Origin of the sequence: Bradyrhizobium pachyrhizi, assembly GCF_001189245.1 — a bacterium.
Taxonomy (GTDB): domain Bacteria; phylum Pseudomonadota; class Alphaproteobacteria; order Rhizobiales; family Xanthobacteraceae; genus Bradyrhizobium; species Bradyrhizobium pachyrhizi.
The window spans coordinates 360,952-376,388 of the sequence record NZ_LFIQ01000039.1 but is presented as its reverse complement, the minus strand read 5'-3'; the positions used below and the strand labels follow the sequence as shown (position 1 = coordinate 376,388).

At 63.6% G+C, this 15,437-nt stretch carries 15 protein-coding genes; 7 read left to right on the top strand and 8 right to left on the bottom strand.

The features are described from left to right. The 7 genes from AKL29_RS06545 to hemJ all read right to left on the bottom strand — a co-directional run. Positions 1-661: ParB/RepB/Spo0J family partition protein (locus tag AKL29_RS06545; RefSeq protein WP_244481782.1), on the bottom strand; the 661-nt coding region annotated here is incomplete at its 3' end. Positions 662-805: 144 nt separating this feature from the next. Beyond that, positions 806-1,657 carry a ParA family protein gene (locus tag AKL29_RS06540; protein ID WP_028335813.1) on the bottom strand — a complete coding sequence of 284 codons (852 nt, stop codon included), beginning with the start codon at positions 1,655-1,657 and terminating at the stop codon, positions 806-808. 31 nt (positions 1,658-1,688) lie between these two features. Next, positions 1,689-2,354: a 16S rRNA (guanine(527)-N(7))-methyltransferase RsmG gene (rsmG, locus tag AKL29_RS06535; protein ID WP_152977449.1), complete on the bottom strand. Its 666-nt coding sequence runs from the start codon at positions 2,352-2,354 to the stop codon at positions 1,689-1,691. Positions 2,355-2,488: 134 nt separating this feature from the next. After that, positions 2,489-4,372, bottom strand: a complete 1,884-nt coding sequence (gene mnmG, locus AKL29_RS06530; protein WP_050383512.1) for a tRNA uridine-5-carboxymethylaminomethyl(34) synthesis enzyme MnmG — start codon at positions 4,370-4,372, stop codon at positions 2,489-2,491. A gap of 232 nt (positions 4,373-4,604) precedes the next feature. Next, the gene (gene mnmE, locus AKL29_RS06525; RefSeq protein WP_028335810.1) at positions 4,605-5,930 is read right to left on the bottom strand and encodes a tRNA uridine-5-carboxymethylaminomethyl(34) synthesis GTPase MnmE; all 1,326 of its coding nucleotides are present in this window, start codon (positions 5,928-5,930) and stop codon (positions 4,605-4,607) included. 299 nt (positions 5,931-6,229) lie between these two features. Continuing rightward, positions 6,230-7,495: a transcription termination factor Rho gene (gene rho, locus AKL29_RS06515; RefSeq protein WP_021078151.1), complete on the bottom strand. Its 1,266-nt coding sequence runs from the start codon at positions 7,493-7,495 to the stop codon at positions 6,230-6,232. Between the two features lie 252 nt (positions 7,496-7,747). Next, positions 7,748-8,170, bottom strand: a complete 423-nt coding sequence (gene hemJ / locus AKL29_RS06510) for a protoporphyrinogen oxidase HemJ (protein WP_028335809.1) — start codon at positions 8,168-8,170, stop codon at positions 7,748-7,750. 473 nt (positions 8,171-8,643) lie between these two features. Here hemJ and AKL29_RS06505 point away from each other — a divergent pair, with 473 nt between their 5' ends. The 4 genes from AKL29_RS06505 to dnaQ are packed head-to-tail and all read left to right on the top strand — an operon-like array spanning position 8,644 to position 11,503. Beyond that, positions 8,644-9,480, top strand: coding sequence for a pyruvate, water dikinase regulatory protein (locus tag AKL29_RS06505; RefSeq protein WP_028335808.1), 837 nt, complete (start codon positions 8,644-8,646; stop codon positions 9,478-9,480). A 10-nt stretch (positions 9,481-9,490) separates the two neighbouring features. Next, positions 9,491-10,099: a Maf family protein gene (locus tag AKL29_RS06500; RefSeq protein ID WP_028335807.1), complete on the top strand. Its 609-nt coding sequence runs from the start codon at positions 9,491-9,493 to the stop codon at positions 10,097-10,099. A gap of 48 nt (positions 10,100-10,147) precedes the next feature. Further along, positions 10,148-10,747, top strand: a complete 600-nt coding sequence (gene coaE / locus AKL29_RS06495; RefSeq protein ID WP_050383511.1) for a dephospho-CoA kinase — start codon at positions 10,148-10,150, stop codon at positions 10,745-10,747. Positions 10,748-10,777: 30 nt separating this feature from the next. After that, positions 10,778-11,503 (top strand): DNA polymerase III subunit epsilon, encoded by a 726-nt coding sequence (dnaQ, locus tag AKL29_RS06490; protein ID WP_050383510.1) that lies wholly within the window; start codon positions 10,778-10,780, stop codon positions 11,501-11,503. Positions 11,504-11,648: 145 nt separating this feature from the next. On the opposite strand, the gene secB is transcribed toward dnaQ, so the two are convergent. Further along, entirely contained in the window at positions 11,649-12,137 is a 489-nt protein-coding gene (gene secB, locus AKL29_RS06485) for a protein-export chaperone SecB (protein ID WP_016841467.1), read from the bottom strand. A gap of 412 nt (positions 12,138-12,549) precedes the next feature. On the opposite strand from secB, the gene AKL29_RS06480 reads away from it, so the two are divergent. From AKL29_RS06480 to AKL29_RS06470, 3 genes are read left to right on the top strand one after another with little or no spacing between them, the layout of a single operon-like run. Continuing rightward, positions 12,550-13,254, top strand: coding sequence for a Tim44/TimA family putative adaptor protein (locus AKL29_RS06480; protein WP_028335804.1), 705 nt, complete (start codon positions 12,550-12,552; stop codon positions 13,252-13,254). Then, positions 13,232-14,848 (top strand): murein transglycosylase A, encoded by a 1,617-nt coding sequence (mltA, locus tag AKL29_RS06475; protein WP_430648855.1) that lies wholly within the window; start codon positions 13,232-13,234, stop codon positions 14,846-14,848. Before AKL29_RS06480 ends, mltA begins: the two co-directional genes overlap by 23 nt. Continuing rightward, positions 14,845-15,435, top strand: coding sequence for a Smr/MutS family protein (locus tag AKL29_RS06470; RefSeq protein ID WP_050383509.1), 591 nt, complete (start codon positions 14,845-14,847; stop codon positions 15,433-15,435). The genes mltA and AKL29_RS06470 overlap by 4 nt, the downstream gene beginning before the upstream one ends. Positions 15,436-15,437: the final 2 nt, after the last annotated feature.

Below are 15,437 nucleotides of genomic sequence, written 5' to 3'. Positions count from 1 at the left end.
CCTCGGCCTGGCGGACGTTGAGGCCTTCGGCGACGATGCGCTTCGCTGCAGCGAGCGGATCCGGCACGCCGATCAGCGCGCGGGCGTGGCCGGCGGAGAGATCACCCTTCGAGATCAGCGCCTGCACCTCGGCGGGCAGCTTGGTCAGCCGCATCATGTTGGCGACATGGCTGCGGCTCTTGCCGACGATCTTGGCGATCTCTTCCTGACTGCGTTTGAACTCGTCGGCGAGCGCGTGATAGCCCTGCGCCTCTTCCATCGCATTGAGGTCTTCGCGCTGGACGTTCTCGATGATCATGATCTCGAGCGCGTCGGAATCAGAGACCTCGACCGGCACGATCGGCACTTCGTGCAGGCCGGCGAGTTGCGAGGCGCGCCAGCGGCGCTCGCCGGCGATGATCTCGTAGCGGTCCTGCGTGCCCTTGATCGCACGCACCACGATCGGCTGGATCACGCCGCGCTGCCTGATCGAATCGGCAAGCTCGCCGAGCTCGGTGTCGGCGAAGGTGCGCCGCGGGTTGCGCGGGTTGGCCTTGAGGAATTCGATCGGCACCTTGCGCTGGTTGCGCGGCCGCTCGACATGCGCGGCCGCCTCGCCGCCGACATCTCCGATCAGGCTTGCCAGCCCGCGCCCCAGTCGCGAACGCGCTTCATCGGCCATTGTTGCGAGCTCCCTTGGATTCACACGCAGTACTCCGGACTTGAATTTCAGAAGAAACGTAGGATGGGTAGAGCGAAGCGAAACCCATCGCGGCTCGCAATGAGAGTGATGGGTTTCGCTTCGCTCTACCCATCCTACGCAACATCAATGCGTGCGCAGCTCGCGCTCGCGCTGGATCACTTCGGTGGCGAGCTTGAGATACGCATCGCTGCCGGCGCATTTGAGGTCGTAGACCAGGACCGGCTTGCCGTAGGACGGCGCCTCGGAGATGCGCACGTTGCGCGGGATCATGGTGTCGTAGACCTTGTCGCCCATGAACTGGCGCACGTCGGCAACGACCTGGTTGGAGAGGTTGTTGCGCGAGTCGAACATGGTCAGCACGATGCCGTGGATCGACAGGTTCGGATTAAGCGTCGAGCGCACCTGCTCCACGGTCTGCAGCAATTGCGACAGACCTTCGAGCGCGAAGAACTCGCATTGCAGCGGCACCAGGATCGCGTCCGACGCCGCCATCGCATTCACCGTGAGCAAATTGAGCGAGGGCGGGCAGTCGATCAGCACATAGGTGTAGTCGGCTTCCGGCGAGACGTTGTTGTTCAATCCCGCGATCGCATCGCGCAGCCGGAACGCGCGGCCCGGCGTCGTGCCGAGCTCGAGCTCGAGGCCGGAAAGGTCCATGGTGGAGGCGGCAATATGCAGCCGCGGCACCGCGGTCGCGACCACGGCATCGCGCAGCGGCGCCTCGCCGATCAGGACGTCGTAGGTCGAGCAGCTGCGGTTGCGGCGATCGATGCCGAGGCCGGTCGAGGCGTTGCCCTGCGGATCGAGATCGACGATCAGGACACGCTCACCAATCGCAGCGAGTGCAGTCCCAAGATTGATCGCTGTGGTGGTCTTGCCGACGCCGCCCTTCTGGTTGGCGAGCGACAGGATGCGCGGATGGCCAGGCGGCTGGGACGCCTTATCCTCTTGATAAACCTCGTCCATCACAGTCATACCAAAATACCATTTGCTCTCGCGGAGTCCCCTAGCGCCGCTCGATTGACCCGAGTTCGACGATCCAGCCCTGTCCGCCGGTCCGGCTGGCGTGTAGCTTTGGCTCAATAATCCAATATTTAGTGGCCTCGGTCAATTCGGCCTCTACATCTTGACCCTTCAAAAACAGCGCCTTGGCGCCGTTTTTGACCCACGGCTCCGCAAAGCCGATGAGTTGATGTAACGGAGCCAGCGCCCGCGCGGTGACGCAATCGATGATCCCCGGGATTCTATCCACAGTATCCCCGATATCAGCCAGATGCACCGTCCCCGGGGACGCCGTCACCCGTATCGCCTCGCGCAAGAATGCCGCCTTCTTGGCGATTCGCTCAACCAAATGAATCGACGCGCCCGGGGTCTCGGCCAGCGCGCAGGCCAGCACGACACCGGGGAAGCCGCCGCCGCTGCCGAGATCAACCCACGACTTCGCCGTCGGCACCAGACTCAGGAGCTGCAGCGAATCGGAGACGTGGCGGGTCCAGAGGGTCGGCAGCGTCGATGGCGCGACGAGATTGGTCTTGGCCTGCCACGCCAGGAGGAGGGCGACGTAGCGGTCGAGCCGCGCCTCTGTTTCACGTGAAACAGGCGTTAGCGCGAGCGCCGCGGCCTTGTCCTTGGTGGAGATGCTGAGTTCGGCGGATTGCGAAATTGAAGCCATTCTCTGGAATGCCGATCGAGCTCGTCACTGCGAGCGAAGCGAAGCAATCCATAGTGCCACCTGAGGAAGCGATGGATTGCTTCGTCGCTTCCGCTCCTCGCAATGATGGACCGCCTCCCGTTTCACGTGAAACGTTAGGCAGAGGCCTTCGCAGTCTTCCCTCGCGCCTCACGCCGGAGATAGGCCGCCAGAATACCCAGCGCCGCCGGCGTCATGCCGTCAATCCGACCCGCCTGCCCGACCGTCCGCGGCTGCGCCTTCTGCAACTTGGCGCGCGCTTCGTTCGAAAGACCGGGGACATCGGCATAGTCGATGTCGGTCAGAACCAGACCCTCGTCACGCCGGAAAGCGTCAACATCGGCGGCCTGACGCTTCAGATAGACATCGTATTTGGCATCGATCTCGAGATGCACCGCGATCGCGGGGTCAATGGCCGACAACTCCGGCCAGATCGCTTGGACTGCGGGCCATTCGAGCTCGGGGTAAGCCAGCAGCTCGAAGGCCGACCGGCGATTGCCGTCGCGATTAAGCGCGAGTCCGTGCTTAGCGGCTTCATTCGGTGTGATCGCGAGCGACTTCGCCAGCCGCTTGGCCGCCTCCAGCGCCGCCATCTTGGTCCGATGGCGCTCGGCGCGCGCCGTTCCGACGCATCCGAGCGCAATGCCCTTGTCGGTCAGGCGCTGGTCGGCGTTGTCGGCCCGCAACGTCAGCCGGTATTCAGCGCGCGAGGTGAACATGCGATACGGCTCGGTGATCCCACGGGTCACGAGATCGTCGATCATCACGCCGAGATAGCCGTCGGCGCGGTCGAACACGATCGGATCGGCACCGCCGGCAGCGAGCGCGGCATTGAGTCCGGCGACAACACCCTGCCCCGCGGCCTCCTCATAGCCCGTGGTGCCATTGATCTGGCCGGCCAGGAAAAGCCCGCGCAGACGCTTGGTCTGCAGGGTCGGATCGAGCTCGCGCGGGTCGACGTGATCGTATTCGATCGCATAGCCCGGCCGGACCATCTTCACCCGCTCGAGGCCTGGAATGCTGGCGAGGATCGCAAGCTGGACCTCTTCCGGCAGCGAGGTCGAGATGCCGTTCGGATAGACCGTGGTGTCGTCGAGCCCTTCCGGCTCCAGGAAGATCTGATGGCCGTCGCGGTCGCCGAAGCGGACGATCTTGTCCTCGATCGAGGGGCAATAGCGCGGTCCAGAGCTCTTGATCTGGCCGGAATACATCGGCGAGCGATGCACATTGGCCCGGATCACCTCATGGGTCGCCGGCGTGGTCCGGGTGATGCCGCACTGGATCTGCGGGGTCGTAATCCGGTCAGTCATGACCGAAAACGGCTCTGGAGGCTCGTCTCCGGGCTGCATTTCAACCGCCGACCAGTCGATCGTGGTGCCATCGAGGCGCGGCGGTGTCCCGGTCTTGAGCCGCCCGAGCACAAACCCTGCCCGCTCGAACGAGGCAGACAGGCCCATGGCGGGCGCCTCGCCGGCCCGGCCCGCCGGCCAGTTCCTCTCGCCGAGATGAATCAGGCCACGCAGGAAGGTGCCGGTCGTAATGACAACCGCCCCCGCCGACAGCTGACGGCCATCGCCCAGGCAAATGCCGGTCACGCGACCATCGACGACGCCCAGTTCATCCGCCTCGCCTTCGATGACGCTGAGGTTCGCGGTCTCGGTGATCGCCGCCTGCATCGCCGCGGCGTAGAGCTTGCGGTCAGCCTGGGCCCGGGGGCCGCGGACCGCCGGACCCTTCCGGCGATTGAGCATGCGAAACTGAATGCCGCCGGCGTCGGCCACGCGGCCCATCAGACCGTCCAGCGCGTCGACTTCGCGGACCAGATGGCCCTTGCCGAGCCCGCCGATGGCGGGATTGCAGGACATCGCGCCGATGGTCGCGAAACGATGGGTCACCAGCGCGGTCTTTGCGCCCATCCGGGCAGAAGCGCTCGCGGCCTCGCAGCCGGCATGGCCGCCGCCGATGACGATGACGTCAAATGAGTCTGCCCTGGAAATCATGGCGGGACTTCTATCGTGGAGTCATGAAAGCCGGAAGAACGAAGTTGGGATTGCCGCTTTGAGACCGAAACCCGAGGCAAATATGGACTGCTTCGCGTCGCTCGCAATGATAGACGGAGCTGTTTCACGTGAAACAGTGCGCCTTCTGACCGGCAATTGTTTCACGTGAAACAGGGCGAGGGTTCCTTAACCGGATCGAAACCATGTTTCACGTGAAACAGATGGGCGCCTGCTACTTCCCGACGCAGAATTCGCGGAAGATGACATCGAGGATGTCTTCAACGTCCACCCGGCCGAGCAGGCGACCGAGTGAGTAGGCGGCCCGGCGGAGTTCCTCCGCCGCCAGTTCTTCGCCCTGCCCGACCACGTCGATGCTGCGCTGGAGAGATTCGATGGTCTCCTGCAGCAAACCGCGCTGCCGCATCCGACTGATCAAGCCGCCTTCGCTGGTTCCAAAATAGTCCTGAGCGAACCCGACCAACGCCGCGATGAGCTCTGACAACCCGTCGCCGCGAGCAGCCGAGATCCTGAATTCAGGGTAACTGCCGCCCTCACCCGCCGTGGTCCTGACAAGGTCGATCTTGTTCCGCACCAGCCAGGTCGGCGTCGTGCCGCCATGTCCCGTCTTTGCATTGCCGCTGTCGGCCAGCCACAGCACCAGGTCGGCCTCGGCGGCGCGGGCGCGGGCGCGGCGGACGCCCTCCTGCTCGACCGGGTCGTCGGTCTCGCGAATCCCGGCGGTGTCGATGATCGTCACTGGATAGCCGTCGAGATCGAGCTGCACCTCGATCACATCGCGGGTCGTGCCGGCATGCGGCGAGACGATCGCGACCTCGCGCTTGGCGAGCTGATTGATCAGGGTCGATTTGCCTACATTCGGCGGACCGGCGATCGCGACCACGAGGCCGTCGCGCAGCCGCTCGCTTTGCCCCTGCCCTGCAAGGACTTGCTTGATCTCCTCATGCAGCGCCCGGATCTTATCGAGCGCCGGTGCGATCAGCTCGGCCGGCACATCGCCTTCGTCGGAGAAATCGATGCCGGCCTCGATCAGCGCCGACGCCGCGATGATTCGCTCGCGCCAGTCCCGCGCCCGGTCGCCGAGCAGCCCCTTCAGCTGGCGCAGCGCCTGGCGCCGCTGCCGGTCAGTGTCGGCGTGGATCAGATCGTCCAGGCCCTCGGCCTCGGTCAGGTCGAGCTTGCCGTTCTCGAAGGCCCGCCGGGTGAACTCGCCCGGCTCGGCCGGCCGCACGTTGTCGAATGCCGCGATCGCATCGAACATCGCCGACAGCACCGCGCGTCCGCCATGGACATGAAGTTCGGCGACGTCCTCGCCGGTGGCACTGGCCGGGCCTGGAAACCACAGCACGACCGCGTCGTCGATCGGTTGATGGTTCGAATCGTGGAGCAGCGCGCGGGTTGCCAGCCGCGGCACCGGTGTTTTGCCCGCCAGTCCTGCAATGACCGACTCGGCCATTGGGCCAGACAGCCTGACGATGGCAATCGCACTCGGTGGACGCCCCGAGGATAACGCGAAGATGGTCTGGTCACGCGGATGCATCGCCTATTTCTTCCAGCAAATCGGGAAAGGCAATGCCGCTCCGATTGCGCGCCCCATACCGCAAAATGCTGCGATGCAGCATCGTCTGACTTCACCGCAGCAGCCGCGCATCAATTTGCTGCGGTGTCGTCAGCTAGATCACAAGGCTACGATATAAATATAAATAAATTCAGATAGTTAAATGAAAACGCCAGTGCGGTGGGCCGCTCCTTTTATGCTGCACGTCGCTGCAGCAAATCCGCAGCATGAAAAAAGGCGCCCCATTTTTGCGGAGCGCCCTGTTCTTTTCGGCCGTGGCCTCAGGTGTTCATGGAATCGAAGAATTCCGAGTTGCTCTTCGTGTTGCGGAGCTTGTCGAGCAGGAAGTCGATGGCGTCCATGGTGCCCATCGGATTGAGGATGCGGCGCAGGACGTACATCTTCTTGAGCACCTGCGGATCGGTGATCAGCTCCTCCTTGCGGGTGCCGGAACGGGCAATATCGATCGCCGGGAAGGTCCGCTTGTCCGAAACCTTGCGGTCGAGGATCAGTTCGGAGTTACCGGTGCCCTTGAACTCTTCGAAGATGACTTCGTCCATACGGCTGCCGGTATCGACCAGCGCGGTCGCGATAATGGTCAGCGAACCGCCCTCCTCGATGTTGCGCGCGGCGCCGAAGAAGCGCTTCGGACGCTGCAGCGCATTGGCGTCGACACCGCCGGTCAGCACCTTGCCGGATGACGGCACGACGGTGTTGTAGGCGCGGCCGAGGCGCGTGATCGAATCGAGCAGGATCACGACATCGCGGCCGTGCTCGACAAGGCGCTTGGCCTTCTCGATCACCATCTCGGCGACCTGGACGTGACGCACCGCTGGCTCGTCGAAGGTCGACGACACCACCTCGCCCTTCACCGAGCGCTGCATGTCCGTGACTTCTTCCGGACGCTCGTCGATCAGAAGCACGATCAGATAGCAGTCAGGATGATTGGCGGTGATGGAGTGCGCGATGTTCTGCATCAGCACCGTCTTGCCGGTGCGCGGTGGTGCCACGATCAGCGCGCGCTGGCCCTTGCCGATCGGCGCGACGATATCGATCACACGGGCGGAAAGGTCCTTCTTGGTGGAATCCTCAAGCTCCATGCGGAAACGCTGATTGGGAAACAGCGGCGTGAGGTTGTCGAAATTGACCTTGTGCTTCGACTTCTCCGGGTCTTCGAAATTGAGCGTGTTGACCTTCAGCAGCGCGAAATAGCGTTCACCTTCCTTCGGGCTGCGGATATGGCCTTCGATCGTATCGCCGGTACGCAGGCCGAAACGGCGGATCTGCGACGGCGAAACGTAGATGTCGTCGGGGCCGGGCAGGTAGTTCGCGTCGGGCGAACGAAGGAAGCCGAAGCCGTCAGACAGCACCTCGACAACGCCCTCACCGATAATGTCGGTCTCGGCGATCGCGAGCTGCTTGAGAATTGCGAACATCAGCTCCTGCTTGCGCATGGTGCTGGCATTCTCGACCCCATTCTCTTCCGCGAACGAGACGAGCTCGGCCGGCGTTTTCGATTTGAGGTCCTGGAGTTTGATTTCCCGCATTGGGGTCGTCCTGTGAGGAAGTAAGTAGGGAAGGGGTGCGAGGTGGCTTTGGAAAAAGCGGACGCCAAAGGAAGGTCCGCAGGTCTCAGCCAGGAAAGTGCCGTTTGGGCTTTCAAACCTGATGCGGCGCCGGTCCGAAAAGAACCGGAACGCGACCACATCCGCCTGCGTGGGGTGGGATAAATCCTATATAGAAAATCGATTCGTCCTTCGCAAGAAGGACTGAAGCATGCGTCTTGAACATCGTGATGTCTAGAACGGCTTCACCACCACCATGATCACGATCAGGATCATCAGAACCGTCGGCACCTCATTGATAATACGATAGAATTTCTGTGTTCGCTGATTCCGGTCGGCGGCGAAATCCTTCACGCAGCGGGACAAAAAGCCGTGGATACCCGACATGGCGAGCACCAGCGCAAATTTGACGTGAAACCAGCCGGATAGGTACCAGTGTCCGGCCCAGACCAGGAAAAGCCCGGCCAGCCAGGTCACGATCATCGCGGGGTTGATGATCCCCTTCAAAAGCCGCCGCTCCATGACCTTGAAGGTCTCGGATTGCCTGGAGCCGACCTCGGCCTCGCAATGATAGACGAACAGCCGCGGCAGATAGAGCATGCCGGCCATCCACGAGATCACGGCGACGATGTGCAGGGCCTTGACCCAGGCATAGATCGGCAGGGCGTTGATCCAGTCGAACATCGCAGTGATGCCTTTCGGGGAACAGTTCGGGAGGACTCAGCGTTGCGCGCAAGGCTTTGCCGGCGAGGGACGGATACATATCCGCACACACAGCTCTCCTAAACCTAATTAATTTTAGAATCTAAGGTTTGAGTCTTAATGGCAGTGAATTTGACTCATGCAAGGCGGTCCAGCGGTTGCTGCGCGCTTGTTCACATCTCTCAACATTCTGGTCGGCAGCGGCGGATATCCGGAATCTGTCGCAGGACTCAATTGGTTGCGCGCCTCTGTGGCCAGCTTATGAAGAGACAAATCCACATTGCTTCACTATCATCTTCGCCATGACGTCGACTTATCCTTTTGCGACGTGCTGTGAAGAAGGGGGCGAGATATACAGGGGCCTGGCCCTGGACCCTGATTCTTCTCCTCGACCTCCACAGGGATTCACAGGATAGACAGGGGCTCTGGTGCCGACGACCTCCAACTACTTCCATTTGCATCTGGTGTCGGACTCGACCGGCGAGACGCTGATCACCGTGGCGCGCGCGGTCGCCGCGCAATACGCCAATGTGACCGCGGTCGAGCATGTCTACCCCCTGGTGCGCAGCCAGAAGCAGCTCGATCGTGTGCTCGACGAGATCGAGGAATCGCCCGGCATTGTCCTGTTCACGCTGCTGGAGAAGGATCTGGTCGGCCGGCTCGAGGGCAAGTGCAAGGAGATCAACGTTCCGAGCCTGTCGATCATCGGGCCTGTGATGCAGTTGTTCGAGGCGTATCTGGGTGCCGCGACGACCGGGCGCGTCGGCGCGCAGCACGTGCTGAACGCGGAATATTTCCGCCGCATCGATGCGCTGAACTACACGATGATGCATGACGATGGTCAGCATGTCGAAGGCCTCGAGGAGGCGGACGTCGTGCTGGTCGGGGTATCCCGTACCTCGAAGACACCGACCTCGATCTATCTCGCCAACCGCGGTATCCGAACGGCAAATGTGCCGCTGGTGCCGGGCATCCCGCTGCCGCATCAGCTCGAGACCCTGAAGAAGCCGCTGGTGGTCAGCCTGCATGCGACGCCCGAGCGCCTGATCCAGGTCCGGCAGAACCGCCTGCTCACCATGGGCGACCGCGACAATGACACTTACATCGACAAGCAGTCGGTAGCCGACGAGGTCGCCTTTGCCCGGCGCCTCAGCGCGAAATTCAACTGGGCGCTGCTCGACGTCACACGGCGTTCGATCGAGGAGACCGCGGCCGCGGTGATGAAACTCTTCAACGACCGCCAGCGTTCTCGGCCGTCGGAATGATTCTCACGTCATGAGCATCTGGTGTGGCCCACAGAAGCTGATCCTCGCGTCGCAGAGCCGCGCGCGAAAGATGCTGCTTGAAAATGCCGGCCTCAATTTCGAGGCGCTGCCGGCTGACATCGACGAACGCGCGGTGCAGAAGAATTCCGGCCTTTCGGCGCCGGGCGAGATCGCATCGCTCCTGGCGCGCGAGAAGGCGTTGTTCGTCTCCAGGCAGAGGCCCGGTCAATACGTCGTCGGCGCCGACCAGACGCTGGCGCTGGGGCAACGGATGTTCAGCAAGCCCGCCGGCCGCACGCAGGCCGCCGAGCAGCTCGGCCTGCTCGCCGGACGGACCCATGAGCTGCATTCCGCCGTCTCGGTCGCGCGCGATGGAAAGGTCCTGTTCAGTGATGTGAGCGTGGCCCGCATGACGATGCGGCGGCTCGCCGCCGGCGAGATCGAGAGCTATCTCGACCAGGCCGGCGAGGCGGTGACGACCAGCGTCGGCGCCTACCAGCTCGAGGGCCTCGGCGTGCATCTGTTCGAGCGGATCGAAGGTGACCATTTCACCATCCTCGGCCTGCCGCTATTGTCGCTGCTGGCGTTCCTGCGCGGCGAGAAGCTGCTCGTGGTGTGAGGCGCGGAGGCGTGGCGACGGGAGAGATGCTGAACCGATGTTGATGCGATGCTGATTCTGGGACTGACCGGCTCGATCGGGATGGGAAAATCCACCACGGCCAAACTGTTCATGGAGGCCGGCGTGCCGGTGTATGACGCCGATGCGGCCGTGCATCAGCTCTACGAAGGCGAAGCCGCGCCGGCGATCGAGGCCGCCTTTCCCGGCACCACCACCGGCGGCAAGGTTGATCGCGCGAAACTGTCGGCGCGCGTGGTGCACGATCCTGCTGCGATGAAGCAGCTCGAGCAGATCGTGCATCCGATGCTCGGCGCGTCGCGCCAGAAATTCTTCGCTGATGCGGAAGCCGCAGGTAGCCCGATCGTCGTTGTCGACGTGCCGTTGCTGTTCGAAACCGGCGGCGAGAAGCGTGTCGATGCCGTCGTTGTCGTCACCACCTCGCCGGAACTGCAGCGCGAACGGGTGCTCGCCCGCGGCACGATGGATGCGGCCAAGCTCGACGCCATCATCGCCAAGCAGATGCCGGACGCGGAGAAGCGCAAACGCGCGGATTTCATAGTGGATACCTCGCACGGACTCGATCCGGTGCGGGCGCGTATCCGCGACATTCTGGCCGAGGTTGTTAAGATGCCGAAGCGGCGCGCCTGATTCGCCCGCCATTTCGGATTCTTTCACGTCATGCGCGAAATCGTTCTCGATACTGAAACCACTGGCCTCGATCCGCTGCGCGGCGATCGGCTGGTGGAGATCGGCTGCGTCGAGATTTTCAACCGCATGCCGACGGGGCAGACCTATCACGTCTACATCAATCCCGAGCGCGACATGCCGGCGGAAGCGTTCGCCGTGCACGGGCTGTCGACCGAGTTTCTGGCCTCCAAGCCGCTGTTCACTGAAGTGGTCGACGAGTTCCTGGCCTTCATCGGCGATACGCCGCTGGTGATCCACAACGCGTCGTTCGACATCAGCTTCATCAACGCCGAGCTCGACCGCATCAAGCGGAAGGCGATTCCGAAGGACCAGCTGGTCGATACGCTGCTGCTGGCACGGCGCAAGCATCCCGGCGTGTCGAACCGGCTCGACGATCTCTGTTCGCGTTATCAGATCGACAATTCCCGCCGTACCAAGCACGGCGCCTTGCTCGACGCCGAGCTGCTGGCCGAGGTCTATATCGACCTGATCGGCGCGCGGCAGTCGCAGCTGATCCTGGCGTCGGAAACGTCGGATGCGCGTGCGGGCGGCCATAGTGGTGATACGCCGCGGCGGCAGCGCGAGACCCCGCTACTCGCGCGGGTCAGTGACGCCGATCGGGAGGCCCACAGGGCCTTCATTGCCACGCTCGGCGACAAGCCGATCTGGAACGATTACCTGCCGCCGCCAGCGCCTGCGGCAGCACCGGCGGCTTGAGCCCCTATTGGACTCTATCCCCATCATCTTGATGGGGCGAGCCTCGAAAGATGCGCGGCCACCGTCGGGCCGTTGATCCTTCGAGACGGCCGCGTTGCGGCCACCTCAGGATAACGGGTTAGGCTTCGGTATTCTCTGACTCAAATCAGCTCGGCTTGACGCCGGGAGCAGCCTGGGCGGCCGCCTGCCGCTCCATGTTCTGGCGGTAGAGACCGAGGAAATCGACGGGGTCGAGCAACAAAGGCGGGAAGCCGCCGTCGCGGACCGAGGTCGCGACGATCTCGCGTGCGAACGGGAACAGCAGCCGCGGGCACTCGATCATGACCAGCGGGTGCAGGTTCTCCTTCGGCACATTCACGATCCGGAAGACGCCGGCATAGGCGAGGTCGAAGCTGAACATCACCTTGCCTGCGGTCTCGGCCTTGCCCTCGATCGAGAGGATCACCTCGTACTCGTTCTCCGACAGGTTGTTGGCGGAGACGTTGATCTGGATGTTGATCGCCGGCTGCTGTTGCTGCTGGCCGAGCGAGGCTGGCGCATTCGGGTTCTCGAACGACAGGTCCTTGGTGTACTGCGCCAGTACGTTGAGCTGGGGAGCGGGTTGTTCGACGGGGGCGCCGTTGCCATTGGTCATGAAAATGTCTCCTGGAGCAGCGCTCGATGGACAGAATGTCCGACGGCACGCGTTAAGGTGTTGAGAATGCCGATGCCGGGCGAGTGGCTATCATAGGCCCGGCTCGGTCCACAAGGACGACGAAAGGGCGGGCCGGCGGCAAGTTCTCCCGGCAAAGGGCAGCGCGCGCGAGCCTGCCCAATCTCTTAACAGCTTCCTAAATTATTGAAGATGCGCGATTTCCTGAAAAGGAACGGTTTCCCCCGGGGGTCAAAACGCGCTACACTTGCCCGTGCCAAAAAGCGCCATTGGCCGGGCATAGTTTCGTGCCTACATCTGCGGACTCTATCGGTGATGTAATCTCTGCTGTTCCCGACCGGGAACGCTTTGACGGCCGGCCCGTTGCCGGCAGAGACCAGAAAGCGAATTCGACGTGGATATCTACACCATCATCTTCCTGGCGCTGGCCGTGTTTATCTTCCTGCGCCTGCGCAGCGTTCTCGGACAGCGCACGGGAAGCGAGCGGCCGCCTTATGATCGCGCCGCGCCCAACGTCGTGCAGCGCGGTCAGGACAACAACGTCGTTCCGATCCCTGGATCGGTGATCGACCAGCCGGCCTCGGCGGCGCCCGCCGAGCCGGTCGAGCCCACGGAACGCTGGAAGGGCATCGCCGAGCCCGGCACGGCGCTGGCGCAGGGTCTCGACGCGGTGGCCGTCCAGGATTCCTCGTTCGATCCGCGGCATTTCCTCTCAGGTGCCCGCTCGGCCTATGAAATGATCGTGCTGGCCTTCGCCAATGGCGATCGCCGTGCGCTGCGCGACCTGCTGTCGACCGAGGTCTATGAAAGCTTCGAGGCCGCGATCAAGGATCGCGAGAAGCACGAGCAGAAGACCGAGACGCGGTTCGTCTCGATCGACAAGGCCGAGATCGTCAGCGCGGAGGCGCGCGACCGCTCGACCCAGCTCACCGTCCGCTTCGTGTCGCAGATGATCTCGGTCACGCGCGACAAGGCCGGCACCATCGTCGACGGCAGCCCGGACAAGGTCGCCGACATCACCGATATCTGGACATTCGCCCGCGACTCGACTTCCCGCGATCCGAATTGGAAGCTGGTTGGCACTGGAAGCGCTCACTAAGCATCTCAGCTACGGGCGGGTCGCGGTCGCGTGCTGCGCGCTCGCGGTGCTGTGCTCCACCGCAGCGATCGCTGCGCGCTACAGATCAAGCCGGCACCCTCCGCCGCGACACGAGCATAGCCACCCGATCCCCTATCCCAATCTGGAAATGCCGCTGCAAGTCAGCGGCAGCCAGTACGAGCCGCTCGCCTGGCCCAACGTCGCCGGCTGGCGCGACGACGATCATCTGGCAGCCTACAAGGCGTTCCGCACCAGCTGCAAGCCGATCGCGGCCCAGCAGGGTGCGCCTGCCGATTCGAAAGCGCTCGGGAGCTCGCTGCGCGATCCCTGCCGGATCGCCAAGGGACTCGCGCTGAGCGACGGCGTCAGGGCGAAGGACTTCTTCGAGCAGAATTTCGTGCCACTGCGCATCTCGCGGCTCGGCGAGGACGCCGGCTTCGTCACCGGTTACTACGAGCCGGTGCTCGATGGATCGCGGACCCAGACCGACGTCTATAACGTGCCGGTCTATCGACGTCCGTCCAACCTGTTCGTGCGCGGCAAGACGCAGAATTCGGTCGGCCTGCCCAATGGCGGTGCGGTGTATCGCAAGATCGGCCGGCGCAAGCTCGTGCCCTATTACGACCGCGGCCAGATCGAGGACGGCGCGATCGCCGGCCGCGGGCTCGAGATCTGCTGGCTGAAGAGCCAGACCGATCTCCTGTTCGCGCAGATCCAGGGCTCGGCGCGCATCAAGCTCGAGGACGGCACCACGCTGCGCATCAATTACGATGCGCATAATGGTTATCCCTATACGCCGGTCGGACGCGTTCTGATCGACCGCGGCATCATCCCGAAGGATCAGATGTCGATGCAGAAGATCAGGGAGTGGATGGAGCAGAACCCTGACGGCGCCAAGGACCTGCGCCGGCAGAACCGCTCCTACGTCTTCTTCCGCGAGGTCCCGCTGTCCGACAAGGACGAGGCCGTCGGCGCGCAGGGCGTGCCGTTGACGCCGGGCCGCTCGATCGCAGTCGACAAGGCGCTGCATGTCTACGGTACGCCGTTCTTCATCGCCGGCGAGCTGCCGATTGAATCCGAACAGTCGAAGACGCCGTTCCACCGGCTCATGATCGCGCAGGACACCGGGTCGGCGATCGTCGGCCCGGCGCGCGCCGATCTTTATTTCGGCGCCGGCGCGGAAGCCGGAAAGGTCTCGGGCCGGCTGCGGCACAATATGCAGTTCGTCATGCTGGTGCCGAGGGGTCTCGACCCCGTCGCGCGCGGCCACAAGCTGCCGGTTCCGGATGAGCGGCCCTCGGCCAAGATCGCAAAGCTGTTTCCGCAGACCGAGCCGCCGAAGGACAAGCCGGCGGCGAAGGCCGCGGATGTGCCGACCGCCGGCATCGCCAAAAGCGCGGCGAAAGACTCTGGCAATAGCGCCGCCAGGAACCCGGCCGCGAAGGATGTCGCGCCCGCAGCGCCGGCAGCAACGACCCCTGTCGCGCAGGCCGCACCTGTGGCAGAACCGGTGCCGCTGCCGGTCGCCCGGCCCGATATTCCGCAACCGGAGAAGCGGCGCTTCCGGCGCTATCGCCATCACCGCGAGCAATGAAACGACCCGCGCCGATCCCCGATCTGTCCGCTCCGTTGCGGCGCAAGCGCGCGCTGAGCGAAGAGGAGCGTGCGCTCTGGGAAAGCGTGGCAAAGCAAGTCAAGCCACTGCGCAAGCGGCCGGTCGCCGCGAAGGCACGCGCCGTCGCCTCCGATCCGGCCACCCATCACGCGATTGCCAAACCCATCCCGGTCAAGCCGGCGACAGCGGTCAAGGCTGCGCCGGCGCAACGCCCGCACGTGCCGCCGCTGGCGCCGATCGGCCGTCGCGAACGTGCAAAGCTCTCGCGCGGCCGGCAGGAGATCGATGCGCGGCTTGATCTGCACGGCATGACCCAGATGCGCGCGCATCGCGTGCTGTTCACCTTCCTGCAGCGCGCGCACAGCGACGGGCTCACTTTCGTGCTCGTCATCACCGGCAAGGGCAAGGTCGGCGGGCTCGATTCCGAACGCGGCGTGCTGCGCCGCCAGGTTCCGGAATGGCTCAGCCTGCCGGAATTCCGCTCGCTGGTCGTCGGCTTCGAGGAAGCGCATATCGGCCATGGCGGCGAGGGCGCGCTCTATGTGCGGGTCCGGCGCGCGCGCTGAGC

Excerpts from the sequence above, each read along its gene's own strand:
- AKL29_RS06540 (WP_028335813.1), bottom strand. The coding sequence starts at position 1,657 with ATGACTGTGATGGACGAGGTTTATCAAGAGGATAAGGCGTCCCAGCCG.
- rsmG (WP_152977449.1), bottom strand. The coding sequence starts at position 2,354 with ATGGCTTCAATTTCGCAATCCGCCGAACTCAGCATCTCCACCAAGGAC.
- mnmG (WP_050383512.1), bottom strand. The coding sequence starts at position 4,372 with ATGATTTCCAGGGCAGACTCATTTGACGTCATCGTCATCGGCGGCGGC.
- mnmE (WP_028335810.1), bottom strand. The coding sequence starts at position 5,930 with ATGCATCCGCGTGACCAGACCATCTTCGCGTTATCCTCGGGGCGTCCA.
- rho (WP_021078151.1), bottom strand. The coding sequence starts at position 7,495 with ATGCGGGAAATCAAACTCCAGGACCTCAAATCGAAAACGCCGGCCGAG.
- AKL29_RS06500 (WP_028335807.1), top strand. The coding sequence starts at position 9,491 with ATGAGCATCTGGTGTGGCCCACAGAAGCTGATCCTCGCGTCGCAGAGC.
- coaE (WP_050383511.1), top strand. The coding sequence starts at position 10,148 with ATGCTGATTCTGGGACTGACCGGCTCGATCGGGATGGGAAAATCCACC.
- dnaQ (WP_050383510.1), top strand. The coding sequence starts at position 10,778 with ATGCGCGAAATCGTTCTCGATACTGAAACCACTGGCCTCGATCCGCTG.
- secB (WP_016841467.1), bottom strand. The coding sequence starts at position 12,137 with ATGACCAATGGCAACGGCGCCCCCGTCGAACAACCCGCTCCCCAGCTC.
- AKL29_RS06470 (WP_050383509.1), top strand. The coding sequence starts at position 14,845 with ATGAAACGACCCGCGCCGATCCCCGATCTGTCCGCTCCGTTGCGGCGC.